Source organism: Mycolicibacterium hippocampi (assembly GCF_010723735.1).
GTDB lineage: Bacteria > Actinomycetota > Actinomycetes > Mycobacteriales > Mycobacteriaceae > Mycobacterium > Mycobacterium hippocampi.
In genome coordinates this window covers 2,374,799-2,400,590 of sequence record NZ_BLLB01000002.1, presented here as the reverse complement: position 1 = coordinate 2,400,590, position 25,792 = coordinate 2,374,799, and the positions used below count along the sequence as shown (strand labels likewise).

Annotated in this window: 26 protein-coding genes; 3 read left to right on the top strand and 23 right to left on the bottom strand. The window is 63.4% G+C overall.

Going from position 1 to position 25,792, the window contains the following annotated elements; all coding sequences use genetic code 11:
* Window positions 1-5: 5 nt before the first annotated feature.
* The 10 genes from paaK to G6N53_RS12665 are packed head-to-tail and all read right to left on the bottom strand — an operon-like array spanning window position 6 to window position 8,947.
* Window positions 6-1,340, bottom strand: coding sequence for a phenylacetate--CoA ligase PaaK (paaK, locus tag G6N53_RS12710; RefSeq protein ID WP_163888775.1), 1,335 nt, complete (start codon window positions 1,338-1,340; stop codon window positions 6-8).
* A gap of 24 nt (window positions 1,341-1,364) precedes the next feature.
* Complete coding sequence (gene paaE, locus G6N53_RS12705) at window positions 1,365-2,465, bottom strand: 1,2-phenylacetyl-CoA epoxidase subunit PaaE (protein WP_163888774.1); 1,101 nt, start codon at window positions 2,463-2,465, stop codon at window positions 1,365-1,367.
* Complete coding sequence (gene paaD, locus G6N53_RS12700) at window positions 2,466-2,984, bottom strand: 1,2-phenylacetyl-CoA epoxidase subunit PaaD (protein WP_163888773.1); 519 nt, start codon at window positions 2,982-2,984, stop codon at window positions 2,466-2,468.
* A gap of 5 nt (window positions 2,985-2,989) precedes the next feature.
* A complete protein-coding gene (paaC, locus tag G6N53_RS12695) occupies window positions 2,990-3,907 on the bottom strand; it encodes a 1,2-phenylacetyl-CoA epoxidase subunit PaaC (protein ID WP_163888772.1) in 918 nt (305 codons plus the stop codon).
* Between the two features lie 18 nt (window positions 3,908-3,925).
* Window positions 3,926-4,294, bottom strand: a complete 369-nt coding sequence (gene paaB / locus G6N53_RS12690; protein ID WP_163888771.1) for a 1,2-phenylacetyl-CoA epoxidase subunit PaaB — start codon at window positions 4,292-4,294, stop codon at window positions 3,926-3,928.
* Entirely contained in the window at window positions 4,294-5,271 is a 978-nt protein-coding gene (paaA, locus tag G6N53_RS12685; protein WP_163888770.1) for a 1,2-phenylacetyl-CoA epoxidase subunit PaaA, read from the bottom strand. Before paaA ends, paaB begins: the two co-directional genes overlap by 1 nt.
* A 36-nt stretch (window positions 5,272-5,307) precedes the next feature.
* On the bottom strand, window positions 5,308-6,108 hold the full coding sequence (locus G6N53_RS12680; RefSeq protein WP_163888769.1) for an enoyl-CoA hydratase/isomerase family protein: 801 nt from the start codon (window positions 6,106-6,108) through the stop codon (window positions 5,308-5,310).
* Between the two features lie 21 nt (window positions 6,109-6,129).
* Window positions 6,130-6,993: a 3-hydroxyacyl-CoA dehydrogenase family protein gene (locus G6N53_RS12675; RefSeq protein WP_163888768.1), complete on the bottom strand. Its 864-nt coding sequence runs from the start codon at window positions 6,991-6,993 to the stop codon at window positions 6,130-6,132.
* Window positions 6,990-7,730: an enoyl-CoA hydratase/isomerase family protein gene (locus G6N53_RS12670; RefSeq protein ID WP_163888767.1), complete on the bottom strand. Its 741-nt coding sequence runs from the start codon at window positions 7,728-7,730 to the stop codon at window positions 6,990-6,992. The genes G6N53_RS12675 and G6N53_RS12670 overlap by 4 nt, the downstream gene beginning before the upstream one ends.
* The gene (locus G6N53_RS12665; protein ID WP_163888766.1) at window positions 7,727-8,947 is read right to left on the bottom strand and encodes a thiolase family protein; all 1,221 of its coding nucleotides are present in this window, start codon (window positions 8,945-8,947) and stop codon (window positions 7,727-7,729) included. The genes G6N53_RS12670 and G6N53_RS12665 overlap by 4 nt, the downstream gene beginning before the upstream one ends.
* A gap of 108 nt (window positions 8,948-9,055) precedes the next feature.
* On the opposite strand from G6N53_RS12665, the gene G6N53_RS12660 reads away from it, so the two are divergent.
* From G6N53_RS12660 to G6N53_RS12650, 3 genes are all read left to right on the top strand, one after another.
* Window positions 9,056-9,679 (top strand): TetR/AcrR family transcriptional regulator, encoded by a 624-nt coding sequence (locus G6N53_RS12660; RefSeq protein WP_371870885.1) that lies wholly within the window; start codon window positions 9,056-9,058, stop codon window positions 9,677-9,679.
* Window positions 9,680-9,792: 113 nt separating this feature from the next.
* Window positions 9,793-11,826, top strand: a complete 2,034-nt coding sequence (paaZ, locus tag G6N53_RS12655) for a phenylacetic acid degradation bifunctional protein PaaZ (RefSeq protein ID WP_163888765.1) — start codon at window positions 9,793-9,795, stop codon at window positions 11,824-11,826.
* Window positions 11,827-11,846: 20 nt separating this feature from the next.
* On the top strand, window positions 11,847-12,158 hold the full coding sequence (locus G6N53_RS12650) for an EthD family reductase (RefSeq protein WP_163888764.1): 312 nt from the start codon (window positions 11,847-11,849) through the stop codon (window positions 12,156-12,158).
* An 86-nt stretch (window positions 12,159-12,244) separates the two neighbouring features.
* On the opposite strand, the gene paaI is transcribed toward G6N53_RS12650, so the two are convergent.
* From paaI to G6N53_RS12585, 13 genes are all read right to left on the bottom strand, one after another.
* Window positions 12,245-12,673, bottom strand: a complete 429-nt coding sequence (paaI, locus tag G6N53_RS12645; RefSeq protein WP_371870820.1) for a hydroxyphenylacetyl-CoA thioesterase PaaI — start codon at window positions 12,671-12,673, stop codon at window positions 12,245-12,247.
* Between the two features lie 69 nt (window positions 12,674-12,742).
* Window positions 12,743-12,943 (bottom strand): hypothetical protein, encoded by a 201-nt coding sequence (locus G6N53_RS12640; protein ID WP_163888763.1) that lies wholly within the window; start codon window positions 12,941-12,943, stop codon window positions 12,743-12,745.
* Between the two features lie 433 nt (window positions 12,944-13,376).
* Window positions 13,377-14,954 carry a hypothetical protein gene (locus G6N53_RS12635; RefSeq protein ID WP_205390370.1) on the bottom strand — a complete coding sequence of 526 codons (1,578 nt, stop codon included), beginning with the start codon at window positions 14,952-14,954 and terminating at the stop codon, window positions 13,377-13,379.
* 22 nt (window positions 14,955-14,976) lie between these two features.
* Window positions 14,977-15,618: a mammalian cell entry protein gene (locus G6N53_RS12630; RefSeq protein WP_163888762.1), complete on the bottom strand. Its 642-nt coding sequence runs from the start codon at window positions 15,616-15,618 to the stop codon at window positions 14,977-14,979.
* The gene (locus tag G6N53_RS12625; protein ID WP_163888761.1) at window positions 15,585-16,139 is read right to left on the bottom strand and encodes a mammalian cell entry protein; all 555 of its coding nucleotides are present in this window, start codon (window positions 16,137-16,139) and stop codon (window positions 15,585-15,587) included. Before G6N53_RS12625 ends, G6N53_RS12630 begins: the two co-directional genes overlap by 34 nt.
* Entirely contained in the window at window positions 16,136-17,095 is a 960-nt protein-coding gene (locus G6N53_RS12620; RefSeq protein WP_163888760.1) for an RDD family protein, read from the bottom strand. Before G6N53_RS12620 ends, G6N53_RS12625 begins: the two co-directional genes overlap by 4 nt.
* Window positions 17,092-17,631, bottom strand: a complete 540-nt coding sequence (locus tag G6N53_RS12615; protein WP_494337348.1) for an Rv1363c family protein — start codon at window positions 17,629-17,631, stop codon at window positions 17,092-17,094. Before G6N53_RS12615 ends, G6N53_RS12620 begins: the two co-directional genes overlap by 4 nt.
* On the bottom strand, window positions 17,631-19,184 hold the full coding sequence (locus tag G6N53_RS12610) for an MCE family protein (RefSeq protein ID WP_163888758.1): 1,554 nt from the start codon (window positions 19,182-19,184) through the stop codon (window positions 17,631-17,633). Before G6N53_RS12610 ends, G6N53_RS12615 begins: the two co-directional genes overlap by 1 nt.
* Complete coding sequence (locus tag G6N53_RS12605; protein WP_163888757.1) at window positions 19,184-20,380, bottom strand: MCE family protein; 1,197 nt, start codon at window positions 20,378-20,380, stop codon at window positions 19,184-19,186. The genes G6N53_RS12610 and G6N53_RS12605 overlap by 1 nt, the downstream gene beginning before the upstream one ends.
* Window positions 20,377-21,960 (bottom strand): virulence factor Mce family protein, encoded by a 1,584-nt coding sequence (locus G6N53_RS12600; RefSeq protein WP_163888756.1) that lies wholly within the window; start codon window positions 21,958-21,960, stop codon window positions 20,377-20,379. The genes G6N53_RS12605 and G6N53_RS12600 overlap by 4 nt, the downstream gene beginning before the upstream one ends.
* Entirely contained in the window at window positions 21,960-23,534 is a 1,575-nt protein-coding gene (locus G6N53_RS12595) for an MCE family protein (RefSeq protein WP_163888755.1), read from the bottom strand. Before G6N53_RS12595 ends, G6N53_RS12600 begins: the two co-directional genes overlap by 1 nt.
* On the bottom strand, window positions 23,531-24,574 hold the full coding sequence (locus tag G6N53_RS12590; protein WP_163888754.1) for an MCE family protein: 1,044 nt from the start codon (window positions 24,572-24,574) through the stop codon (window positions 23,531-23,533). Before G6N53_RS12590 ends, G6N53_RS12595 begins: the two co-directional genes overlap by 4 nt.
* Window positions 24,571-25,788 (bottom strand): MCE family protein, encoded by a 1,218-nt coding sequence (locus G6N53_RS12585; RefSeq protein WP_163895829.1) that lies wholly within the window; start codon window positions 25,786-25,788, stop codon window positions 24,571-24,573. Before G6N53_RS12585 ends, G6N53_RS12590 begins: the two co-directional genes overlap by 4 nt.
* Window positions 25,789-25,792: the final 4 nt, after the last annotated feature.

Below are 25,792 nucleotides of genomic sequence, written 5' to 3'. Positions count from 1 at the left end.
TCAACTCAACCCTTGGGACGGTTATCGATGAGCCGCTTGGCCTTTCCCTCGGACCGTTCGACGGCGTTGGGCTCCACAACGTCGACGGTTACACTCACACCGATGCGGTTCTTGATCTGCTTGACCAGGGTGCCTGCGGCATCCGTGCACTGATCCGGCGTCGCTCCAGGACGCCCCTCGACGCGGACTGTGAGAGAGTCCATGCGTCCCGCGCGTTCCAGCACGCACTGAAACTGCGGAGCCAAGGTATCGATTCCGAGGATCAGCTCTTCAATCTGCGTCGGAAACAGGTTGACACCCCGAAGGATGATCATGTCATCGCAGCGACCTGTGATTTTGTGGATGCGCCTCATGGATCGTGCAGTACCCGGCAGCAGCGCCGTCAAGTCGCGCGTCCTGTACCGCACGATCGGGAAGGCCTGCTTGGTGAGAGATGTGAAGACGAGCTCACCCTCGGATCCGTCGGGGAGCACTTTTCCGGTTTCGGGGTCGATGATCTCGGGGTAGAAGTGATCCTCCCAGATATGCAGTCCGTCCTTGGTTTCCACACATTCCTGCGCGACGCCGGGTCCGATGACCTCCGACAGACCGTAGATGTCGACTGCGTTCATGTCCAGCTTCTGCTCAAGTTCCGAACGCATCTGTTCGGTCCACGGCTCGGCGCCGAACACTCCGGTGCGGAGCGACGTGCTTCGGGGATCGATACCGGCACGTTCCATCGCATCGACGAGGGTGAGCATGTAGGACGGGGTGACCATGATGGCGTCGGGCTCGAAGTCGGTAATCAGTTGGAGCTGGCGCTCGGTCATGCCGCCCGAAACCGGAATGACGGTGCAGCCCAACCGCTCCGCACCGTAGTGCGCTCCGAGACCACCGGTGAACAGTCCGTATCCGTAGGCGATGTGTACCTTGTCAGTGGATCGCACGCCGGCTGCGCGCAGACACCGAGCCACGAGGTTCGACCACGTGTCGATGTCGGCCGCGGTGTATCCGACGACGGTAGGTCGACCGGTCGTGCCCGAGGATGCGTGCACACGCACGATCTCCGATTGAGGAACCGCGAACATGCCGAACGGGTAGTTCTTCCTCAGGTCGGCCTTCGTCGTGAACGGAAACAGGGCAAGGTCCGAAAGATCTTTGAGATCGCCGGGGTGTACTCCCGCCGCGTCGAACTCGGTTCGGTAGTGCGGCACGTTCTCGTAGACGTGGTGCAGCGACCATTTCAGGCGGCTCAGCTGCAATGCGGAAATCTCGTCACGCGATGCCGTCTCGATGGGCTCGAGGTCATCCGGTGAGCGTGTCGCAGTGGCGGTCGCGGGACGATCGACGATCTCGGTCATGGCGTTCTCCGGTGGTGGTTGGGATTAGGCGTCGAAGTCGACAGTCAGTGAGTCGGTGGTCGGAAAGGACTGGCACGTGAGCACGAAGCCGGCCTCGACCTCGGACGGATCCAGGGCGTAGTTTCGGCGCATGTCGACCGCGCCGTCGGTGATCTTCGCCCGGCAGGTTCCGCACACGCCGCCCTTGCATGCGAAGGGAAGGTCGTCGCGTGCCTGCTGAGCACCATCGAGGATCGAAATGGTCTGCGGTAGCGACAGAGTGCTCTCGCTTCCGTCGAGAATGATGGTGACGCTGCTGACCTGTCCGGTAGCTGCGGCTTCTGCGTGTTTCGCCTGATCCGGGGCGGCGTCCTCGACGAAGAACAGCTCCAAGTGGACTCGATCGGCACCCACCCCGAGATCGTCGAGCGCCGCCTGGGCGTCGTTCACCATCCCGAATGGCCCGCACAGCCAGAAGTGATCGACGGCCGCCACCGGCACCAGACGCTGCAGCAGAGCGTGGATGCGCTCGCGATCGAGTCGTCCGCTGAACAACTCCGAGGCGCGCGGCTCGCGCGAGAGCACGTGCACGACTTGAAGTTGTGATCCGTGAGCGTCCTTGAGGTCTGCCAGCTCGTCAGCGAACATCACCGTGTTGGCGCGCCGGTTGCCGTACAGCAGAGTGACTGTCGAATCCGGATGCGCCAGAACTGATGCGGCGATCGACAGGACCGGTGTGATGCCCGACCCGGCCGCGATCAGAACGTGGTTGGCGGCGACGTCAGGATCGGCCGTGAAGCTACCCGACGGCGGCTGAATGTCAACTTCGTCGCCCGGCGCCAATTGATGAACGAGCCAACCCGAGAATGCTCCTCCCGGCACCTCCCGCACACCGACGCGAGGGCTCGATCCAGCTGCCGCGCAGATCGAGTACGTACGACGCTGCTCGATGTCGTCGATGGTGCGGCGGATCGTCACGGATTGACCAGGCGAGAAGACGAATTCAGACGCGTACTCGTCGGGTATCGCAAAGGTGATGGCGGCCGCGTCATCACACAGTCGCTGCACCTCCGCGATACGAACCGTTCGGAACGGCCGGTTACGCAACGCGCGGCCGGTGGGCACTGATAGTTCGGCGGTAGTCATTCAGATTTCCTTGAATCGGTCGAACGGTTCTCCGCAGTTTCGGCATCGGTGCAGCGCCTTGCACGCCGTCGATCCGAACGCCGAGGTCTGTTCGGTGTCGAACGAGTCGCACTGCGGGCACTGCACCGGCGCTGGCCGCGGTCTCAGGGTCAGCGGCACCGGGCCGGCAGCCGGAATACCGACTTTGTGGGGCGGTGCGATCCCGTGCTCTTCGAGCTTGCGCCTCCCTTCTGGGGTGATGAGGTCCGACGTCCACGCCGGGGTCAGCACCGTTCTCACGTCGACCTTGCCAAAGCCCGCTGCAGCGAGTGCGTATTCGAGATCGGCCCGCATGGTGGCCATCGCGGGGCATCCCGAGTACGTCGGCGTGATCGTCACGACGATGGTGCCGTCAGGCTGTTCGGAGACGCTTCGAAGCACACCGAGATCGACGAGGCTGAGCATGGGCATCTCTGGGTCGGTGACGCAGGCGGCGACCTCACGCGCCCTGAGCACCGTGTCCTCGACCTTGGCGCACATCGACATCACCATGTTCCCGTCGGGTGAGCGCGAGCCACCGACTGCATCTCGGCCAGCAGATAGCTCAGGGCTTCGGTGTGGGTGCCGTCTCGCCCCGCCCGACGCGCCACCAACGGGGCCGGCCGAACCTGAGGCGGTTCCATCGATGCGGCGTCGAAAATCTGGTTCATAACCCCGTCGAATTCGGCACGCAGTGCAGATGCGTCCACTGCTGCACCGGCAGCTTCAAGTCTCTGCTCCACGGGATTAGGAATGAACAACTCGGCGACATACGGCCAGACGCTCGTTACACCGCTGTTCAAGCGTCGACGCGATTCATCGGTTCCGCCCGCGAGAGTCACGAACCAACGCGCGGCGTAATCGCGGTGATAGGTCAGTTCCTTGACGCCCTTGGCTGCGACCGCGGCGAGTACCGGATCGCGAGATTCGCGCAACCGCTGCATGGCGGCAAGACGATACGTCGCGAAGGCGAGAAGACGCACGATGCTGAAGGCGAAGTCACCGTTCGGCAACTCGACCAGTCGGACGCAGCGGAACAGCGGCTCGTCTCGGAAGAAGGCCAAAGCGTCTTCAGCCGGGACCGGCGAGCCCTCCGGCATCGCCGGCACGCTGGATGGATCGGCGGCGGCGGCACGTGCAAGGAGCAGCCGGGCCTGGCCCAGGAGATCGAGACCGATGTTGGCGAGCGCCACTTCCTCCTCGAGTTCGGGGGCGTTCGTGCACCATTCGGCCAGCCGCTGTGCAGAGATCAGCGCGTCGTCGGCGAGCATCACGCAGTACGCCGCCAAGTCGGGCCCGTCGATCCCGGCGGCCAACGTCGTGTCGACACCCTTGAGAGGGTCGTCGAAGCTCGTTCCGAAGGCCCATTGGTCATGGGCATCGGCGTCGACGAGGCCCACGTAGGCAGAGTCGTGGTCATTCATATCGTTTGTCCTCCTTCATCACATGTGGGGGACACTGTCGGGGATGTCGTAAAAGGTTGGGTGCCGGTAGACCTTGTCACCGCTTGGAGAGAAGAACGGATCCTTCTCGTCCGGGCTCGACGCGACGATGTCGGTTGAGCGCACTGCCCAGATGCTCACGCCCTCATTGCGCCGGGTGTAGACGTCGCGAGCGTGTCGAAGTGCCATCGCATTGTCGGCGGCGTGAAGAGATCCCACGTGCACGTGGTTCAGTCCGCGCTTGCCGCGCACAAAGATTTCGTAGAGCGGCCAGTCGGCGGCGACCTGGCTGGTATCGGAACTCGTCGGAGCGTCGTTGACCGGAACTGCCCCGTGGCCTCCCTCGGCGGTGAAACCGTTGTCGCTCATCATAATTGTCCTTCCGTGGGGTGTGCCTTCGCCGCGTATGCCATCGCCGCTTCGCGGACCCAAGCTCCGCTGTCGTGAGCGCGCTTCCGGATCGCGATGCGCTCGTCGTTGCACGGACCGTGCCCTCTGACAACGTCCATGAACTCGTCCCAATCTGGTGTTCCGAAGTCGTAGGCACCGCGCTCCTCGTTCCACCGAAGCTCAGGATCGGGGAAGGTCACCCCGAGCACCGCCGCCTGCGGAACGGACATGTCTACGAAGCGCTGCCTCAACTCGTCGTTGGTATGCCTCTTGATGCCCCAGGCCATCGACTGTTCGGTGTTCGGCGAATCCGCATCTGGTGGGCCGAACATCATCAACGCCGGCCACCACCAGCGGTCGACGGAGTCCTGGACCATCGCGCGCTGCGCGTCCGTGCCGGACATCATCGTGGTCAGCAATTCGTAGCCCTGCCGCTGATGGAAGGACTCCTCCTTGCACACCCTGATCATCGATCGCGCATACGGGCCGTACGAGCTTCTGCACAGCGGCACCTGGTTGCAGATCGCAGCCCCGTCAACGAGCCAACCGATGACGCCGACATCTGCGTAGGTCAGCGTTGGGTAGTTGAATATCGAGGAGTACTTCTGCTTCCCCTCGATCAGTTTTGTGGTGAGGTCGGCACGGTCCGCACCGAGTGTCTCCGCTGCGGAATACAGATAGAGACCGTGACCCGCCTCATCCTGCACCTTCGCCATGAGGATTGCCTTGCGGCGGAGTGACGGTGCGCGCGTGAGCCAGTTGCCCTCAGGTTGCATACCGATGATCTCGGAGTGCGCGTGCTGTGCGATCTGGCGGATCAGAGTCCTGCGGTATCCGTCGGGCATGCGATCACGCGGCTCGACGCGCAGACCGTCGGCCACGATCGCATCGAATTCGGTCTCCCAGTTGTCACCTTCATTGCCATTCAGCTGTGACGACGTATCACTCACGGTCATCGATTCCTCCTAGTGCCGATGAGAGTTCGGAAGGCATCAGTGCCCGACGAACGTGGGTTTCGTTTTCGCGAGGAAGGCCTCCACCGCAGCGGCATGATCTGTTGAGGCTCCGAGCCGCCGCTGTGTGGCGGCTTCGTTCGCGAGTACTTCTGAAAGCGGGGCTGTGACGTTCTCTCGGATGAGCGCCTTTACCGACGTGAACGCCGCCGTCGGACCTGAAGCCAGTCGCCTCGCGACGTCGCCCGCGTATACCGCCAACTCATCCTCGTCGACCACCTCGTGGACCATTCCCCAATCCTTGGCCGTGGCGGCGTCGACGTTTCCACCCAGCAGGAATAGTCCCGTGGCACGACTAGCGCCCACCAAGCGTTGCAGGGAAGCTGACAAACCCGAGTCGGCAGCGAGTCCGATACCGGTGAACGCCGTGCCGAACTTGGCTCGTGCGCCGGCAATTCGGATGTCGCCGGCGAGTGCGAGTCCGAGACCGGCTCCGACGCAGGCACCGTTGACGGCAACAATTACCGGCACCGCGATCGCATCGAGCGCTTCGACGATCGGGTTGTAATGCTCGGTGACGGTATCCATCGCGTGCGCTGGGTCAGCGCGCAGCGCCTCGACGTGCTCGGCGAGATCCTGACCGACGCAGAAGTTCTTGCCGGCAGCGTGGATGACGACCGCGCGCACCGTGTTGTCGTCACGGATCGCCGTCAAGGCGTCTAGCAGTTCGGTCTTCATTGCCCGATTGAGCGCGTTCGATGCCGCGGCCCGATCCAGCGTGATGGTCGCGACGCCGGCGTCCACGGAGTACGCGATTGTCGCAGTAGCGGTTTCGGTCATGGTGATCTCCTGACGATTGATTCAGCTCTGCCAGTTGAAGAAGCCCTGCCCTGTCTTGCGGCCGAGGTCGCTGTGTGCGACCTTGTCGCGCAACAGCTGCGGCGGGCGGAAGCGCTCGCCGAGTGTGGTGTGTAGGTGCTCGGCGATCGCGAGGCGCACGTCGAGTCCGACGAGGTCGGTGGAGCGTAGTGGTCCCATGGGATGGCGGTAGCCGAGTTCCATTGCGCGATCGATTGACTCCGCGTCGGCGACGCCCTCCTCAAGCATGCGGATCGCTTCGAGTCCTAAGGCCACGCCCAGCCGGCTGGTTGCGAAACCCGGCGAGTCGCGCACGACGACGTCGGACTTCCCCAACGCGTGCACCCAATTGAGTGCGTCACGGATGACGGCTCCCGCCGTCTCGGGCGCCCGGACAATTTCCACCAGCAGTGACGCAGGCACCGGGTTGAAGAAATGCATACCGAGAAAGCGCTCAGGGTGATCGAGCACGGCCGCCAGTTCCGTGATGGACAGCGAGCTCGTGTTGGACGCCATCACCGCAGTCGGCTCAACGATCTTTTCCACGATGCTGAGTACCTGGATCTTCGCCGCGAGATCCTCGGGTACGGCTTCGATGACGAGTCCCGAGTCGCCCGGCAACTCGGTGATCGAGGTGACCGTGTCCAGGCGGCCAAGGATGCTGTCGGGATCGTCGGCCAGACTGCCTTTTTCGGACGCGCGTCGCAGTCCGGTGGCCACGCGGTCTCGCGCCGCGTCGGCAGCGTCCCGGGTCGATTCCGCAATCGTGACGACCGCACCGGCGGTCGCAAACACCTGGGCGATTCCGGCACCCATTCGGCCGCCTCCGATGACGGAAACGGTTGCCGGCACAGTTACGTCGGTCATGAGGTCTTCCTCTCCAGGAATCGTGTCATGCGTTCCGATTTGTCGGGGCTCTCGAACAGCACCGCTTGCGCGATATCGTCGAGCAAGGGGTGCGCAGACTGGGCGTCGAGTACGGCCTTCGACAACCGAAGTGCCAGCGACGACTGCCGGACGATGCGGTCCGTCCACCCGCATGCTGTTGCCAACGCAGTGCCGTCCGCGACAACCTCGCCGACCAGACCGCACCGCAAAGCTGTCTGTGCGTCGATGACGCGAGCGCCCAGGATCACCTGCTTCGCCATCGATTTGCCCACGAGGTCGGCCAACCGGTAGCTGGCCCCCGCGGCGGCGAGGATGCCCAGGCCGGGCTCCGGGTTCCCGAACCGCGCGCCCGCACCCGCAACCCTGAGGTCGCAGGCATAGGTCAGTTCGGCACCGCCCCCGAGTGCGTTTCCTTCAACTGCGGCGATCGTCGGCAGCGGCAGCGACGCTATGCGGTCGAACACACTGCGGTTGATCCCCGCGAGTGCTTCGTCTCGACCTCGACCACGAAGCTCGGCGATGTCGGCCCCGGCGGCGAAGTCCGCGCCGGTGCCGGTCACGATGAGGACGCGTGGATGTGACTCGATATCGGCGCAAACCCGGTGGAGTTCGGCCACCATCGCTGCGTTGATCGCGTTGCGCTGCTCCGGACGATTCAACGCGACCACCACACGGTCGTCCCCTGGTGTGACGTGGAGAGTCGAGTAGCCCGTCACAACGCCTCGATCAGTACGGCGACGCCCTGGCCGACGCCGACACAGAGGGTGGCCAGACCGCGCGAACCGCCACTCCGTTCCAGTCGGCCGAGCAGCGTGACGATCAGCCGAGCGCCTGAGCATCCGAGGGGATGGCCGAGTGCGATCGCGCCACCGTCGGCGTTGACGATGTCCTCGTTCAATCCGAGGCGTCTGATCACTGCCAGGCTCTGGGCGGCGAAAGCCTCGTTCAGCTCGATGGCGTCGAGATCCCCTGCGCTCCAGCCGGACCTGCTCAACACCTTTTGAGTTGCTGGCACCGGGCCGAGGCCCATCAGATTCGGCTGCAGGCCCGCGCTGGCCGCGGCGACGACCCGTCCGCGCACGGACAGTCCGTGCCGGCGCACAGCGTCCTCACTTGCCAGGACCACGGCTGCAGCGCCATCGGACAGTGGAGATGACGAGCCAGCGGTCACGATGCCGTCTTTACGGAACACCGGCCGAAGCGAGGCGAGCTTGTCGAGTGTGGTTTGGCGGCGGGGACCCTCGTCGGTGTCGACGACGCCGTCTTTGGTGGTGACGGGCACGATCTCTTTGACGAAGCGGCCCGCCTCCTGCGCCGCGATGGCACGGGTGTGGCTGCGCAAGGCGAAGGCGTCGGATTCCGCCCTGGTGATTCCGTCGAGGGCGGCGACCTCTTCCGCGGTCTCGCCCATCGACAAGGTCACCTTCGTCGAGTCGGGTCCGGCGCCGGCGGGCACGGCGGCGTCCATCTCGACGAACCGCGGGTTGGTGAATCGCCAACCCAGCGAGGTGTCAAAGACCTCCCCTGGCCGCGCCCACGGCGTACCGGGCTTGGCCATGACCCAGGGTGCTCTGGTCATCGACTCGACACCGCCGGCGACAATGACATCCGCGTCGCCGGACCGGATCGCCTGCGATGCGGAGGCGATCGCTGTCAAGCCACTGGCACACAGGCGATTGACGGTGTATCCGGGGACGGTGTCCGGTAGACCCGCGAGAAGGACGGCCATCCGCGCGACGTCTCGGTTGTCCTCGCCGGCTTGGTTCGCCGCACCGAGGATCACTTCGTCGATGACCTCGACGGGGACTCCGGCACGCGACATGGCCTCACGGACCACCGCGGCGGCCAGATCGTCGGGACGGACGGATGCAAGGGATCCGCCGTAGCGACCCTGCGCGGTCCTCACGCCGTCGACGAGGAACACCTCTCCCACGGAACACTCCTTTCGTTCTACTCTTGAATAACCGACCGTTCGTTCGGTCGTCTATAACAAATGCGAACAGATCCGATGATCGACCCAGAAAGCAGGTGCAGTGCGATGATGATTCGCATGGCCGCGCCCAAAGCACGTTCGAACGGTCAGGTCGGCCGACCGGGCTACGACTTGGACTCCCTGCTCGCCGTTGCCGTCGGCGTGTTCATCCAGCGGGGCTACGACGGAACGTCGATGGAACACCTATCGGCGAAGCTCGGCATCAGCAAGTCGTCGATCTACCATCACGTGAGCGGGAAAGAGGAGTTACTCAGGCTTGCCACCGATCGTGCTCTTGACGCCCTCTTCGCGGCGACTGAGGCGTCGGACACCACGAGCGGATCGGCCATCGATCGCCTGGAAAACCTGGTCAAGCGCAGTATTCACGTTCTCGTCGGTGAGCTTCCCTACGTCACACTGTTGCTGCGCATTCGAGGCAACACCGCGGTCGAACGGCGCGCGTTGGCGCGCCGCCGCGAGTTCGACCACATCGTCGGCGACCTTGTGCAGGAAGCGTGTGACGACGGCACCATCCGCCCTGGGGTCGATCCTGCTCTGACTAGCCGGCTGATCTTCGGGACGGTGAATTCGCTCATCGAGTGGTACCGACCGAGCCGGAATCTGGGCGCGGACGAGGTGGCAGATGCCGTCGCCGCGATGGTGTTCGACGGGCTCCGCACTCCCACCAGGTGAACTGACCGTTCGGTTGGCTCCTAATTGTTCGCTTCTGTCCTAGACGCATTGGGCCGACCGCTGTAACAGTGGATACCGAACGAATGGACGGTTGGTAAAGGAGTGTGTCCGCTGTGACCGCAGTGTTGGAAAGTTATGTATCCGGAAAGTGGATCGCTCCCGAAGGCGAGTCGATCCCGCTCATCAACGCCTCCACCGGCGAGGAAGTCGCACGTTTCGCGTCAGGCTCTTTGGATGTGGCTGCGGCTATCGCGTACGGCCGCGAAGTCGGTGGACCGGCGTTGCGTGCGTTGACATTCCACCAGCGAGCAGGCGCGCTGAAGGCGCTGGGCAAGCTGCTCATGAGCCGCAAGGAGGAATTTTATCCGTCGTCGACTGCCACCGGCGCGACAGCGAAGGACTCCGGGATCGATATCGACGGCGGTATCGGCACTCTGCTGAGCTATGCCAGTAAGGGCACCCGCGAGCTGCCAAACGACACGATCTACCTTGATGGCGGCCTCGAACCTTTGGGCCGTGGTGGAACATTCGTCGGTCAGCACATCTACACGTCGCGACCCGGCGTCGCAGTCCAAATCAACGCCTTCAACTTCCCCGTGTGGGGCATGCTCGAGAAGCTCGCACCGGCGTTCCTGGCCGGCGTGCCGTCCATCGTGAAACCCGCACACCAGACGGCGTATCTCACTGAACTTGTGGTGCGCGCAATCGTGGAGTCGGGCCTGCTGCCCGAGGGATCGATTCAATTGCTGTGCGCGAGCCCGAGGGCGCTACTTGATCATCTCGACGGACAGGACACGGTGCTATTCACCGGTTCGGCATCTACCGCCTCCAAACTCCGCGGACATCCCAATGTCGTGGAGGGCGGCGTCCGCTTCAACGCCGAAGCCGACTCCCTGAACTGCTCGATCCTCGGACCCGATGCCGCGAAGGACACGCCCGAATTCGAGCTTTACATCAAGCAGCTCGTCGCGGAGATGACGACCAAGGCCGGGCAGAAGTGCACGGCCATTCGTCGAGCCCTGGTACCGAACGAGCTCGTCGATGATGTCGTCGAGGCGACACGGACACGTCTGTCCAAGGTCGTCGTCGGCCATCCCAACGCCGAGGGTGTACGCATGGGGCCCTTGGCAAGCCTCGATCAGCGCGAAGAGGTGCTGCGGTCCCTGAAGAGCCTGCGTGATTCCGCCACAGTGGTTTTCGGTGATCCTGATGACTTCTCCGTTGAAGGTGCGGACGCGTCGAGCGGTGCGTTTCTGCCTCCGCTGCTGTTGCGCGCCCAGGATTCCGCGGCAGCCGCCATCCATGAGGTGGAAGCGTTCGGCCCCATCAGCACCGTGATCGGATACAGCGACGTGGACGACGCCATACAACTGGCGGCAAGAGGCAAGGGCAGCCTTGTCGGTTCGCTGGTCACGCACGATCCCGCCGTTGCGCGGCAGGTCACCCTCGGTGTTGCGCCGTTTCACGGCCGCATTCTCATCCTCGATCGTGACGATGCCAAAGAGTCGACAGGCCACGGTTCCCCGCTGCCGACCCTTATTCACGGCGGTCCCGGACGCGCCGGCGGCGGCGAGGAACTTGGCGGGATCCGCGGCGTACTCCACTTCATGCAGCGCACGGCAATCCAGGCAAGCCCCGACATGCTGACGGCGATCACCGGTCGTTGGACAACCGGTTCAGCTCGTACCAACACCGATGTTCACCCGTTTCGGAAGCACCTCGAAGAGCTGCAGATCGGCGACACCGTTGTGGGTGGGCCGCGGGTGGTGAGCCTCGAAGACATTGACCACTTCGCGGAGTTCACCGGCGACACTTTCTACGCGCACACTGATCCGAAGGCCGCAGCCGAGAACCCGCTTTTCGGTGGGATCGTCGCGCACGGTTACCTGGTCGTGTCCTTGGCGGCGGGGTTGTTTGTTGAGCCCAATCCCGGTCCTGTCCTCGCGAACTTCGGCGTCGACGGACTCCGCTTCCTAACGCCAGTGAAGGCCGGCGACGCGCTGACCGTGACGCTGACGGCCAAGCAGGTGACGCCGCGGTTGTCGGCGGACTACGGCGAGGTCCGCTGGGATGCCGTCGTGGCCAATCAGAACGACGACCCGGTGGCGACCTACGACGTCCTGACGTTGGTCGCGAAGAAGAACTAGCAAACTCCAAGGAGACAACGATGTTTCGCGTTTCAGTCTGTTACGGCCAGCCCACCGACCCGGCCGCATTCGACGAGTACTACGAGAGCACTCACACGCCTCTGGCGCTGAAGATTCCCGGCCTGGCCGGGTTCACGACCGGGAAACCCAAGTCGCTCATGCCCAATCAGGATGCGCCGTACTACATGGTGGCGAGCCTTCTGTTCGACACCGCCGACCACCTCAAGGCTGCGTTGAAGTCATCCGAAATGGGCGCGGCGAGCGCCGATGTCGCCAATTTCGCGACGGGTGGAGTCACGCTGTACAGCACAGAAGAGATCACCCGCGCCTAGTGTTTCCACGCGGCGGTGACGGCGCGTCGTCCTTTTCTCCAGGTCGAGGCGCCTCTCCGTTCAGTTCCCCGACGCCCACACGTCGGTCACCCGCCGGTACGGCTCAACTGCCGGCTGTTTCCGCGGAATTCAGCGACGATGTCGTCTCCGCGACGCACGGTAACGTCGTATATTCCGCTGCGGCCGCAGCGGACTCTTTCCACCGCTTCCGCTGTGAGCTCGTCCCCGAGCTTCGTCGGCACCAAGAAGTCGATGCGCGCGGCCGCCGCCACCGCTGTCTCCCCGTGGCCGTTGCAGGCGAGCGCGAACGCCGTATCGGCGAGTGCGAAGACAAACCCGCCATGAGTGATGTCGTATCCGTTGGTCATGAACTCCGTGATCGTCATCCCCACCGTCGCGGCTCCTGGCCCGCAACTGATCAAACGCACTCCTAGGTGCGCAGAAGCACGGTCGTTGGCCAGCATGCGCAATGCGAACGTGGCTCCGGGGGAATCAATTTCATCACCGACCGACATCGTCAGAGTCTATCGCACCGACCGATCGATCGGTCGGTAGTGGCGTCCCGTCTATGGTCTCAGGACCGGTCACCGGGCGTCCAGACGCCACAGACACACATTTTGCATGAGGGCAATGGTGGCCGAAGATAGGCGAGCTGCCGTGTAGTCCGTCTTCAACAGTGCCAAGGTCCGCGAAAAGAAGTCTCGCTCGGTGATTCCGAACTCTACGAAGATCGTGCAGGCCGGACCGCCGCCATAGGAGTGCCAACGCCTGACGAACTCGATCATGGCTCGCTCCACGTCGTCGGGCTGATGCTCCGCATTGATGTCGCTGCATGTCTGCATTCTTTGCATCACAGTTTTCTTCCGTCCTTGATCAGGTGGCCATCGACCCGGTTGCCCGGCCCCCTCGGTCAGCCCGATGCTCCAGTGCGTCCGCAACAGTGCGCGCTGTGTCGATCGGCAACCGGCGGCCACTGGGCCGGTTTCCGCCAGGCCTCTGGCTGTCGGCGCCGGGGGCAGAACCCTCCATCTCCGTTATGGACCGACGACGCCTGGTGGTGTCATCCTTGAAAAACCGATGACCCGCGTGCGCAGCACACCATTGCCTCTGCGAGACGAAAGATGCTCACCGAAAACAGCTTTCGTCGCCTCTAGCCATCATGTGACACGCAACACATCGGTACTTGAACAGCGCCGCACACCTATTGCAACGAATGCGTCAGCGCAACTTCGCCAGAGCGGGACGACCGTGCGTGGGCTCGAATGGTCCCGTCGCCACGCCTTGACGGCGCAGCTGCCTCTTCGTGAGGTGACCCAAGAACAGGCCGTACAGGACCACAGCGATGCCCAGTGCGGTGAGAAGTGGAGCGAACACCGTCAGTTCCGGCCAGTTGGTGTCGACGACAACGTAGTTGCGCTGTTGGCGCTCGAGGCCCGGTATGACGTCGCCGCGAAAGTAATCTCGTATCAGTGGTACCGATCGAGCCGGTGTTCCGTCGAATCGAGTGAGCCCGTCGGTACCGGGTACCTCCGTCCACCCATCGGTGACGACCTTCAAATTGGTGATGAGCTGATACGTCTGCGGTAGTTGCTCACGCAGGGTGGCCATCATCTCGGCCGGCGTGACGTTCGAGGAGCTGGCGAGATCGTCGATCAGTCGGCTCGCATCAGCGGTGGACGCCGAGAAGGGAACTCCATCGAGGAGATCCGCTGTGTGCGGGAAGTCGAGGTGTACGAGATCTCGAACATCCTGGACCGGGACACCTACGTGCTGTGCCGCTTGATCGAGCAGTTTCGGATACTCCTCGGTGACTCCCCCGTCGGGCAGCACTGCCGGGCCAAGCGCGTTGACGAAGACATTGATGAACTCGATACCTGCACGGTCACCTTGAATGCGGTCGAGGGCGAAGACGCCCCGGGTGTCATCGAGGAGTCGTTGGCCACCGATCAAGCGAGGAAACAAGTTCAGTGCCAGCACCAACGCTACGACGATGACGCCGATCACCGGCACCAAGACCCAAACGAAACGGCCCTTACCTACGGGCACTCCGCGCCAAGTCTTGACCATCATCACAGCACCGAAGACGATTACCGCGATACCCAGCGCGAGCAGCAGTGGTGCGAGAAACGCTACGCCACCGCGCACTCCCAGCGGTCGGAAGTTGGCCTGCTGGCGTTCTACCGGAGCGACAACTTCCTCACTGAGATACGTTCGAAGTTCCGGCATCGACTGCACAGGTGTGCCGTCGAAGCGTGTGAGCTTCTCAGTACCAGGGATGTGATCCCACCCTTGCGTGAGTTGCGGCAAGTTGACGTAGACCTGCCAGATCTTCGGATAGTCCGACTGCAGCATCTGGTCCACCTCGGCGGGTGTCATCTGCAGTACCGTGCCCAGATAGTGCACGAGCTTCGGCAGTTCGGCGCTGACCTCCGGCAGCGGCAGCGAGGCGAGAAAGCCATTGATCGCCGGATAGTCGTTGCGCAACAAGGCTGCCGCGTCATCCTCGGACTTTGCGGTTCTTTCGGCGACGAGGCTGATCAACTTCGGGTATTCGGCAGCCGCGCCGTCGGGATGCATCATGGCGTCTCCCGTTTCGGTCGCGTTGGAGACCATGTTGATTCCGCCGCGGTCCCCGATAACCCGCTCGACGGTGAATGCGGGGCTGAGGTCGTTGACCAAACCCTGCGCCGCGAATAGCCGTGGGAAAAGTTGCCATGAAATCACAAGGATGATCACGATGACGCCGACTAGCGTCACGCCGGCCCACGCGTAGGGCACTGATCTGCTGCGACTCATGCGCACTTCCGTCCTTGTGCCGTCACAACTGCGGCGTCATATCGATGAAGCTGACGGTGGTCATGGTGTTAACGCGCCAGCTGGAATTCTCACGCTTCATTTCGAGGCGGTACGCGATGTACTTGAGGGCCGGCACGTTTTGGGTCATGGGGCTGGTGGCGCTTGTGTTCGTGAAGACGAGGGCCACGGCGTCTGAGCCTGTGAGCGATTCGACCGATACCCCGACGACATCGGTGGTGTCGGTGATTTGTGCGCGCTTGTTGGGGAGGACGACTGAGTCGAGGAATTTCCGGTACTCGGTGCGGAAGTCGCCGGTCAAGAATTCGTCGGTGCGATCGGCTAATTGATCGATCGTGTCCGGAGTGTATGTCCATAGGGTGGTGACAGCCTCGGCGGCGGTGTGGGCGACGTCCAGCCGGTTGGCTGCATCTGCGCGGTCGGCGAGGTAAGGCTGCAGGGCCGCGCCGGCGAACGCCACCGAGGCCAGAAAGAACACCGTCGCGACGGCAACGGCCGCACCTGGCCATCCGCCGATTCTGTCGAGCCGCCGTTGTGGCTCAGGGTGTTGGGCACAACCGTCGTCCTCAACGGCAGTGTCCTCGGTCACGAGACTTTTGCCGTGCGTATCGGTTAGATCATCGGACTCAGGCTGCTGATCATCCACCGGTCACCCTCCTCTCTCGCGGTGACCACCCACCGGTTGGCACGCTCCATCAGCAGCGCACCGTCGGTGGACTTGGCCAGCATTTTGGTGACGACGAGAACGTCGACGCTTCCGTCGTCGTTTCGTCTCGACACTCCCGCGTCCATAACGGTCCCAGTGGTGGGTTCCGACCGAGCGACGCCGATAAGGATCGCGTTCTGATTCTGTCTGTAGTACTCGGCGAAGTCGCCAGTCGCCTGCGCGAGGATTCGGCTCGCGTAGTCGTTGGCGTGGAAGGGATCCGGTGAAGTGAACTCCGTCATGAAATCTCGCACGTAGCCAAGTGCCTCGATATCGCGGACGGCGTCCAGTCGCTGCGTTTGATGGCTCGTGAAAACGTCGGCGCACAACGTAATCGAGATCAGCGCGATGATGACCCCGGCCAGCGCACTTAGGGGGAGTCCCCAGCGGAAGCGATGTCGAGGCCGCCACCCTGCGAAGAACGACACCTCATCGGGTTCCAGCTTGCGACGCGGACTCATGATTGCGAGCCGCCGGTCTGGGGAGAGGTGATAACGTCGAGTCGATCGACGCGCCAGCCTCCATCGCCACCGTTAACGAAGCTGGCCCGAACGGAAGCGGTGAGGTAGCGCAGGTCCGGCAATGTCCCCCGCTCGCCCTCAAGGAACATCAGCATCGTCACGGCATCGGGTTCCGCGGCGACGACTGCGCTACGCACCACCCAGTACTGGTTGCGAACCGGTGCGGCCGCCTGGATCGCCTGCTGCTGGGCTATGAGTTGATCGCGGTAGGTCTCAGAGGCTACCGCGCGTGCCCTGTCGAAGTCATCATCCACGGTTTCGGGTTGATAGCTCAGCAGCTGTTCCACCATGCGGGGTCCGTCGGCCGAGACCTGCAGCTGTGCGTCGCGAACGGCGGAGTCATACTGGCCGACGGCGGTATAGCTGATGCCGGCCAGCGCCGCGCACAGCAATGCGGCCGTCGCCACCAGCGCGGCACCTATTCGGCGTGGCTGTCCATCGGCGTGATCCATCGGCCTGCACGCTTGGGTACGCGTAGCCATGTCCGCGAAGGTGCCTCGGCGCGGGCTCCAGGCGGGCCATAGCCAGCCCACCACCGTGAGAACGTCGAGCAGGTGAGCAATCTCACGCGCAACCAGCCGCCAAGGACCGATGTCCGTACTGTCCCGAGTGGCAATGCGAACGCCGAACACAGCTCGCCCCACGCTATAGCCCCAGACAACCGGGAGGATCAGTCTGTTGGCGGCGGTCCAGACGATCGCGGCGACACCGACACCGGCGCACACCCACCACCATGAATCGCGTGATGGCAGCGCCAGCGCTGCCAGCGCGGCAGTGGACACCACGGCCGCTCCAGGTAGCACATCCACTGTGGCCGCTCCGAGGCGAGAAAACCAGCCCGCCGGAACAGCGTCTGATGGCTGGATGTCCGCGTCGAAGTTCCCCGCGGTGCTCATTGCGCGACCTGGTCGAGATTGGCCACTTTGAAGGTGCCGTTCTCGGAGACCATGCGCACTCTGACGCGGTAGCCGTTCTCCCGATCAGCCATTCCGGGCTGCGAGATGACCGCGCGGAAGGCGACCATGGCGGTGATGGAACCATCATCGTTGTGCCGCTCCACCGCGGCGTACATCGCGGGCACCTGGACGCGCACGTTGACGGCCCGATAGGCCTCATCCAGCACCGCTCCGTACCACTGCGCTTGGGTGCCGAAATCGCCTGTGGAACAGTCGATGAGCTTCTGCTGACTCGCCGGTAGCGCGGCGGTGTCGACCGGCTGCGTCGCCGAGATGCAGTCTTTGGCCGCTGCGATTGCGGCAGTCTCTTCGCTTCTGACCGAAGTGGACTGCTGGTGTGTGCGTGCGACAAGGAGGCCGGCGGCTGTGGTCGCTCCGGCGAGCACGGTCAACGCGGCCGCGGTGATCACCAGCGAGCGTCTGCTCGGCCGTCTCGTTCGTCGCGGCGAGGCTGATTCGTCAAGCTCGGAGCTCATCAGCTCGCTGGAGCCAGCATGTGCTTCCATCCGTCCTCTCCTCCGTTCGCATTGGTCACCGTGTACCTGACGCCGTCCGGACCCGTTGCTTCTCCGCTCTGGCCCACGGGATTGGCAGATGGTGACAATCCAGCCGGGGTGTACACGCACGGATTCGGCTGCTGCCCATCGCATTTGACCGTGCCGGTTATGGGTGGAGTGAGCGGATCACTGACCGCGGGCGGCGTGCCGGGCAGCTGGTCGGCCGGCAGAGGGATGAGACCGGTGTTGACTGTGGGCGCCGGGATGACCATCCCCGGTTTGACAGGTTGGTCACAGCGTGCCGCCGGCGCCGGGCATGCCACGATCTGGTTCGGATTGCCGTACCACGGGTTCGTACCCATCGGCTCGTAGGGTTCGCCGCTCCGGCACTCCTGCGGCGTCGCCGCGGTCCTGCCTGGTACGTCTACGCAGGGCAAGTTCCGGGCGCCGCGAACAGCGTTCGCCGTCGCGTCTTGTGGGATCTTGCAGTACGTTCCCGACGGCAACGGCGCAAGGCTCGTGTCGGCGGGTGACCGCCATTGCGCGGCTGGCAGGAACCCGGTCAGACACGGCGGCGGCTGATTGATCGCCAGTCCAAGGTCGATGTTGGCCTCACCCGGAAACGGCAGCGTGGTCGTCTGTGCGACCGCGCTCGCCTGCGGCAGCAGCACGAGAACCTGTTCGACACCCTGGCGATATCGCAGGAGTAGCCCGGTCACAATCTCGAGATTGGCAAGGGTTTGAGGAAGCGAATCTCGGAGCCCACCGGCCAGCTGGTTCGCGGTGTCCAGGGTCGGTGCGGCGGTTGACAGGACGTTCCTGAGTTGCGGATCTTTATCCGCGGTCTGAGTGAGTACCGTGTTTAGATTCCGGATCCACTGTCGGATCTCGTCGCCGGTCGCGGCCTGGCTGTCGAGCAACGGGACCGATTTGGTGATCAGGTCGTTGATATCAGCGGTGTTGGCGGCGAACTCCCCGGTCAGCGACTGTGTCGCGTTGACGAGGTCGTGAAGAGCGGGTCCCAGTCCCCCCACGGCCTGCGATGTTTCATCGAGCAGCGAGCCGATCTTGTCCTTCGGTAGCGCGGACAGATTGCGGTCGACCGCCTCGAGGGCTGTAACGATTTCCTCTGGGACGGTGCTCTTGGTGATGGTCTCCCCTGGTGAAAAGTACTGTCCCGAATCGCTTTCTGCGACCAGGTCGAGGTATTGCTCGCCCACTGCGGATACCGAGTGCACGTTGGCGCTAGCCTCCAGAGGAATTTTGTACTCGTCGTCGATCCGCATCGTCGCCTGAACCCCGGTTGCCGTGGGTTCGACGGCGGTGACCTTGCCGATGGTCGCGCCGCGGTACGTCACGTTCGCCGTGCGGTATAAGCCTCCTGACGTCGGCAGATCCGCCTTGAGCGTGTACTGACCCAGACCGGCCACCGCGGGTAGGCGCAGGTAGTAGCCGCCGAGGATCGCAAGGGTGGCCAGCGTCAGGATCGTGAACAGGATGAGCTGAATGCGAACCAGCCGGGTGATCCTCATCAGGGTCCTCGTTCCACGAGAGGCCCCCCGGGCGCGTTGTTGGGGTTCGGGGTGAATCTGACGTCGGGAATCATCGTCGCCGGGTCGCGCCCCCAGGCTTGCTCGAGAGCACGCAACGAGCCGGAAACGCCAGTGCCGGTGAGGAAGCCGTTGTCGATGGCACTGAGGGTGAGATCGACGTTGAGGGATGTGTTGATGAAGTCACCCCGGAAAGCTTTGGGCACGGCATCGATGTTGAACGGCGCGGTGAGCGCCAACTTGAGCGCGGGCACGAGGTGCGGCGCCGAACGGACGAGCTGTGCCAGCGGCCGCTGCAGCGACACCAGGTTGCGGTTGAGGTCCACTTCCAGCGGCTCGACGGTGTTTTGCGTGACGTCGCTAAACCTACCCAGGGCGGTGACGGCGTCGATGACGCGGCCTTGGGACCTGTTGAGGTAGTCAACGAGAGGCGGCACCGTGGCCAAGGCGTCGGCCAGTGTCTCGTTGCGCTCGGCTGCGATCGACAGCACCCGGTCGGCCGAATCGATGACATGGGTGATGTCGGCGATCTGTTCGTTCAGCTTGGCCGTAAACGTGTCGAGCTTGTCCAGCAGTGAGCGGATCTGACCGGCACGCCCGTTGACGATGGCGTATGCCTCGTTCTGGATCACTTCGAGATTGGCCACCCCGCCGCCACGTAGGAGGAGCGCGATGCTTGCCAGCGTCTGCTCGGTCGTCGGATACGCCGATGAGTGCTTCAGCGGGATCGTGTCGCCGTTGCGTAGAATCTCTGTCGATGAAATCGTCTGTGGCGCGGCTAGTTCGACGTGCTGCGTGCCGAGCAAGCTGGTCTGGCCGATGGTTGCAGTGGCGTCTTTCGGCAGCCGGACTCCGCCATCTACCTCGAGGGTCAGCGTCGCCACCCAGTTCTTCAATGCGATGGACCGGACTTTGCCGACAAAGACGTCGGAAACCAGCACTTTGCTGTTGGGGGTGAGTCCCAGCGTGTCCGGCATCTGCACGTACACGGTGTACGAGCCGGGGCCTCCGCCCGGTCCGCCCGGTATCGCGACGTTGGCGATTCCACGCCATTGCGAGCACGCACTCAGCACAACGGCTAAACCCAGTAACACGACTGACTTTCGGATGCCCCTGCGGGTCCGGCACTTTCCCGCACGGCGTCGCACCGCGCATGTGAATCGTTGGATAGCGTTCATCGACCTGCTCCGACTTCGGCTGGCAATGGTCCGGCGGCGGGCTGTCCCGGGGCGGCAGGGGCCGGCACGGGCGCGACTGGGCCGGGGACCACGTCGGGTCCGGGAGGCGGCGGCGGAGCCGGCTGCGGGTACCACGGGGGCGGGAGCGGGCTGCTCTCGTCGTACGCGTTCGGTGGGCCAGCCATGTTCTGCCCCGCTGGCGCCGGTAGAGGATCGGGGCCGCCCATCAGCTGCGAAAGCGACGCAGGTGTCAGCAGATTACCTGTCGACGGACGGACCTGAGTTCCCTGCATCCCGGGTGCCGTCACCCATCCGGGCTCGAAATTGCCGTGGGAGAACAGCGTGTCCGGTGAGAAGATGCCGGGCACCGTGGTGTCCTTGTATCCGCTTGGGGGTTGGAGCCGAGGTTCGGAGTAGGCAACGTGCTTCGGCAGGGACTCTGCGGTGCTGAACGGCATCAGGCCGAACGGCAAGTGGTTGAATTTGATTGCGTCGAGCACTGGTGTCAGATATTGCGCACAGAGCTCCGCAGAATCCTGGTAGCCGAGTCGGCTCCCGGCTTGTATCGAGCCGCAGATGAGCTGAATGGGATTGGCGAAGTTGGTGACCGCCGGAATGATCGTCAACGAGCCGTGGCTGGGATGATAGGCGTTGTTGGCGTTGGCCGCGAACGTCGGGAACACGTGCAGGAAAGTTTCCAAGTAGCTGGCCGTGTCGGCCTGCACCAGGGGTGTGGTCGCTTCTGACAGATTGTTGACGTCCTGAGTGGCGATTTCGCCGTTCTCGTCGAGAAACTTTTGCAGCACGGGCAAAAGACCGTTCAGACTCTCGACGGCATCGGCAACGTCGTGATCAGTGGGCGACAGGCTCGAGGTGATCTGGGCGAGATTGGTGTTCAACGATTCCAACTGCTGTTCGCTAATCTGCAGTTGGTTGAGAAAGGCCGCGAGACCACGCAGGATCGCGAACGTTTCGCCACGACTGTCGTTGATCGCCGACAGTGCGGTGGACACGGCGTTGAGCGACTTGTTGATCTCCTGTCCCTTACCGGCCAGCCCGTCGGCGAGGGATTCGATCGTGTCACCGATCGGACCTTTGGGTTGCTCGGGCGTCGGGCCCAGGGCGGTCACCGCGTCGCTCACGCTGTTGCGCAGGTCATCCCATTCCGCGGGCACCTGCGTGCGCTCGATTGGAATGACAGTGTTGTCGCCGAGAGTTTCACCGCCGGTGTATGCCGGTTCGAGCTGGATGTTGCGCGATGCCACCAGCGATGGGTTGAGAATGACCGCGGAAGCGTTGACGGGCACTTTGTACTTCGTCGGGTAATGAAAGGTCACCTTCATCTTGTCGCCGGCGGGCTCGACGCTGTCGATGACCCCGACGGGGATGCCCATGATCGTGACCTCGTCACCGGCGTACAGCGAATTCGTCTGCGTGAAATACGCCACCACGGTGTTGGTTGTCAGTTTGGTGAACAGCCGCCAGCCACCGTAGCCAGCGACGATGGCAAGCAGAACGGCGACGATCGAGATGACCAGCGTTTTGCGCGGCCTCTCAAGGGATTTGAGATCGGTGTTCACTAGCCGTTTCCTCCGGTTCCGACGGGTAACTGCGGGCCCGGCCCGGGGGGCGGTGGCGGTCCGACGAGTGCCGGCGGCAGCGGCGATGTGCCGTCACCCTGTAGCGAGCCCGGTGCGATGTAGGGGTCACCGGGGAGTGGCTCGACCGGCACTGTTCTGGCCCCTGGGGGACCTGGCGCGACTGGCGCGGCTGGCGCGGCTGGGGCGCCGGGCAGCGTCGGCGGCATCTGACTGGGGAACGCGGAACTCGGAACCCCGGGTGCAGGTGCCGGGTTGGCCGGATTCGGGGGCAGACCGACCACGTCGGGACGCTGTCCCTCGTAGTTGGGGCCATAGCGGTTGTCACCGAACGGCCCCACCGAAAGTTGATAGCACGGAAGAGGATTCGCCGGAGTCGGCAGCCCATCCTCGGGCGGAGTGTAGGAACACGGTGTGCCGGGTGCCACAGCCGGTCCCGGATGATCCGGAGTGCCCTCCAGTGGGACGGGGGCTGGCGGCGGCGCACCGTTGGCATGGCGTTGCCCGTTGGGATCGGGGAATTGGAATGCTGGTAGGCCTGCGTCGCGCCAGAACTTCTGCGGGTCGATACCTCGCTTCTTGAACGCCGCATCGACCCACGGTTGCAGCATCTGATACGGCAGCAGATTGAAGATTGCCGCCTTGACATACGGTCCCGACGAGACGATCTCTGACAGCGAAGCGACGAATTGGCCGAGCTGAGTCACGGTCTTGACCAGATCGTCCTTGCGGTTCACGAGGATCCCGCTGATGGTGCCCACCTGCTTCAGGACCGCGTTGAGGTTGGGGTTGTCGTCGATCAGCCCGTGCACTTGACTGGCGACTGCATTGACATTGCTCAGCAGGGCTTCGATGGCTTTGCCGCGTTGGTTGATCGCCGAGATCAACGTCTGGGCGTTGACCAGAAGTCGATTGATTTGGTCGCCGTGGATGCCAAGCACTCCGGCGACCTTGCTCGTCTCGCCGAGCAGATGCTGGACCTGCTCGTCACGCTTACCGAGGGTATCCGCGAATCTCCGTACGCCGGCTAGTGTTTCGCTGAGGTGTGGTGACGTCTGGTCCAGCGTGTCGGAAAGCACCTGCAGTGACTGCCGGATGGTGTCCGTGTCCCATCCTTGGGCGTCCTTAGTGGCGTCCTGGAACGCGTCGTAAATTTGATAGGGCGTCGTCGTCAGTTCTACGGGCACCGTCGCTCCGGGGCGCAGGGGCTGCTCTCCACGGGTGTCGACCGCCAGCACCTTTCTCCCCAGGATGGTGTCGGTGCGAATCATCAATCGGCTCTTTTCGCCGATCGTGTTGCCGCCAAGCGTGAATCGGACTCGGACATGGCCCGTGCCGATCTTCACCTCCTGCACCGTGCCGACATCCATGCCGGAGATCCGGACCCTGTCCCCAGTCCGCAGACCGCCGGCATCGGCGAATTCGCCGTAGTAGCGCGGCTCAGCGAAAACTATCGGATTGCTGGTGAAGCTCTGCCCTACCGCCGTAACGAGCAGGACGAGGGCGACGGCCATGATGCCGGTGCGGATCCGGTTGGCTGGTTCAAGCACTCTCATTGAGGCGTGCACCTCCCGGTCGGCTGCTGCGTAAGTCGGACGGTCCGGACGGGACCGCCTGGTTGAAGACCGTTGAGCGTGAGCGTGACATCGCAGAGATAGAGGTTGATGAAGTCGCCGTAGGTGCCGGCGCTGCGGCCGAGAAGTGTTAGCGCGGTGGGGAGTTTCTGCAGCAGGTCATTCACCTGGTCTTGTTGGACGACGAGCGGCTGCAGAATGTTCTGCGCGGACGCGACAGTGTCCTTCAGCAGCGGCCGGTTGTCGGCCAGTAGATCTGCCACCGCTCCCGTGGCGTTGCTGAGATTGGCCACGCTGTCAGCCAGCGGATCTGCTTGTTCGGCCAAGCCGGCAATGAGGTTCTCGAGATTGGTGACGGTGGCGTCTACATCGCCGGCCTTCGCGATGATCGTGTCGAGCACCATGCCGAGATTCTTGACGACCGCTCCGATGGCCTCGTCGCGATCGGCCAGTGCCGAGGTCAGCCGACCTGTCTGGTCGAGGATGTCGTTGATGGTTCCGCCCTGCCCCTGGAAGACGGTGATGATTGCCGAGGCGATGGTGTTGACCTTTTCGGGTTCGAGCGCGCGGAAGACCGGTTTGAAGCCTCCGATCAACGCATCGAGATCTAGCGCGGGGGCCGTGCGTTCAAGCGGGATCTCACCGCCGGGAGCCAGCACGCCATCGCCGCTGCCGTGACGGTCACCCCTCTTCAGTTCCAGGTACCGGTCGCCGATGAGATTGGCGTATCGGATCTGTGCGTTCGTCGAGTAGTAGAGCGGCAGGGTCTGGTCAACATCGAAGTCGACCTTCACTCGCTTGCCTCCGTCGATCAGGTGCAGCTCTCGCACCTTCCCCACTTCGACGCCAGAGGCGCGGACGAATTGTCCCTCTCTCAGACCGCTGGCGTCGGCGAACACGGCGGAATAACCGACCGTCTTGTCGAATCGGATCTGACCGAAGATCACGACGGTGACGGCGGCGAAGAACACCAACACCAGAGATAGCGCAGCCAGCTTGATGGCAGTCGCAGTGAGCCTCATGGGTTGACCGTGTTCTGGCCGACCTGGCGGCCCCAGATGTACTCGTTAGCCCAGGGCGAGCCAATCTCGAAGTGGTTGTACGGTGCGACGCTTGCGCCGGTATCGGTGATGAGTGCTGGTGCAGGCCAGAGTTCCCGCGTGATCTGCTGCCAGCATCCGGGCGCTCCGCCGGGTCCGCCGCGGGCGTTGACCCTCGGCAGGTTGTCGGGATAGACGTACGGATTCGTCCCGCCGACGAGTTGCGTGTGAACCCGTACTGAATAGCCGTTGCCTGTTCCCTGGGCCGCCGCCACAGTCGGCGCAACCTCGGCAGCGTTGCGTATCGCGCAGTGCAAACCGGGGGAATACGTGTCGAGCAGGGCCGACACCGGCGTCAACTGGGCGAGAGTTTGGGTGAGATGCGGGCTGCTCGCGTCCAGCACGTCAGCTCCGGTGTTCGAGAATCCGACGGCCGCGAGCAGCGTTGCATCGAGGTCGCTCTGTTGCTCATTCAGTGTGCGGGCTGTTGTCGACAAATTTTTCAGCGCGTTCCACAGCTCGGGTGACACATCGCCCACGGCATCGGTGAGGGCGGCGAATTGCTTAAAGTTGTGCTGGACTTGGTCCATCTGGGGGTTGAGGTTGTCCAGCACCTGGTTCGCGTCGACGAGCGACTCGCCGAACTTCTGCCCCAATCCGGACAGTGCTTCGGCCACACCACTCAAAGTCAGGTTCAGCTTGACCGGATCGACCGATCGCGCAACTGACGTCAAAGTCTGAAAGACCGTGTTGATTTCGGTCGAAACCGATTGAACATCGATGACGCCGTTGGCTCCGATCGGTGCGCCGGGGCTCGACGGCGAGGCCAGCGCGACGTACTTGCCTCCGAACAAAGTTGTCGCCTTGATCGCGGCGTCAACGTTGACGGGGATCATTGCGAGGTATCGCGGCGAAACGTCGAGCGTGAACTTGGCGGCGGGTCGCCCGTTACGCTCGACCTCGTCGATCGACTTCACTTTGCCGATTTCGATGCCGTTCAACGTAACTCGCGAACCGGTGCCGACAAGAAGTCCCGCGCGGTCGGAAAACAATGTCAGCGATTGGGTGGGCGTGAATCCGCCGCGAAACTGCACGAACACCAAGACGCCGACCAGGGTCAGCACGACCCATGCCGCCACGGCAGTCATGCGGTACGGGCGCCTCCGACGAGTGTTCTCCGGGTACTGAGTATCCATCACG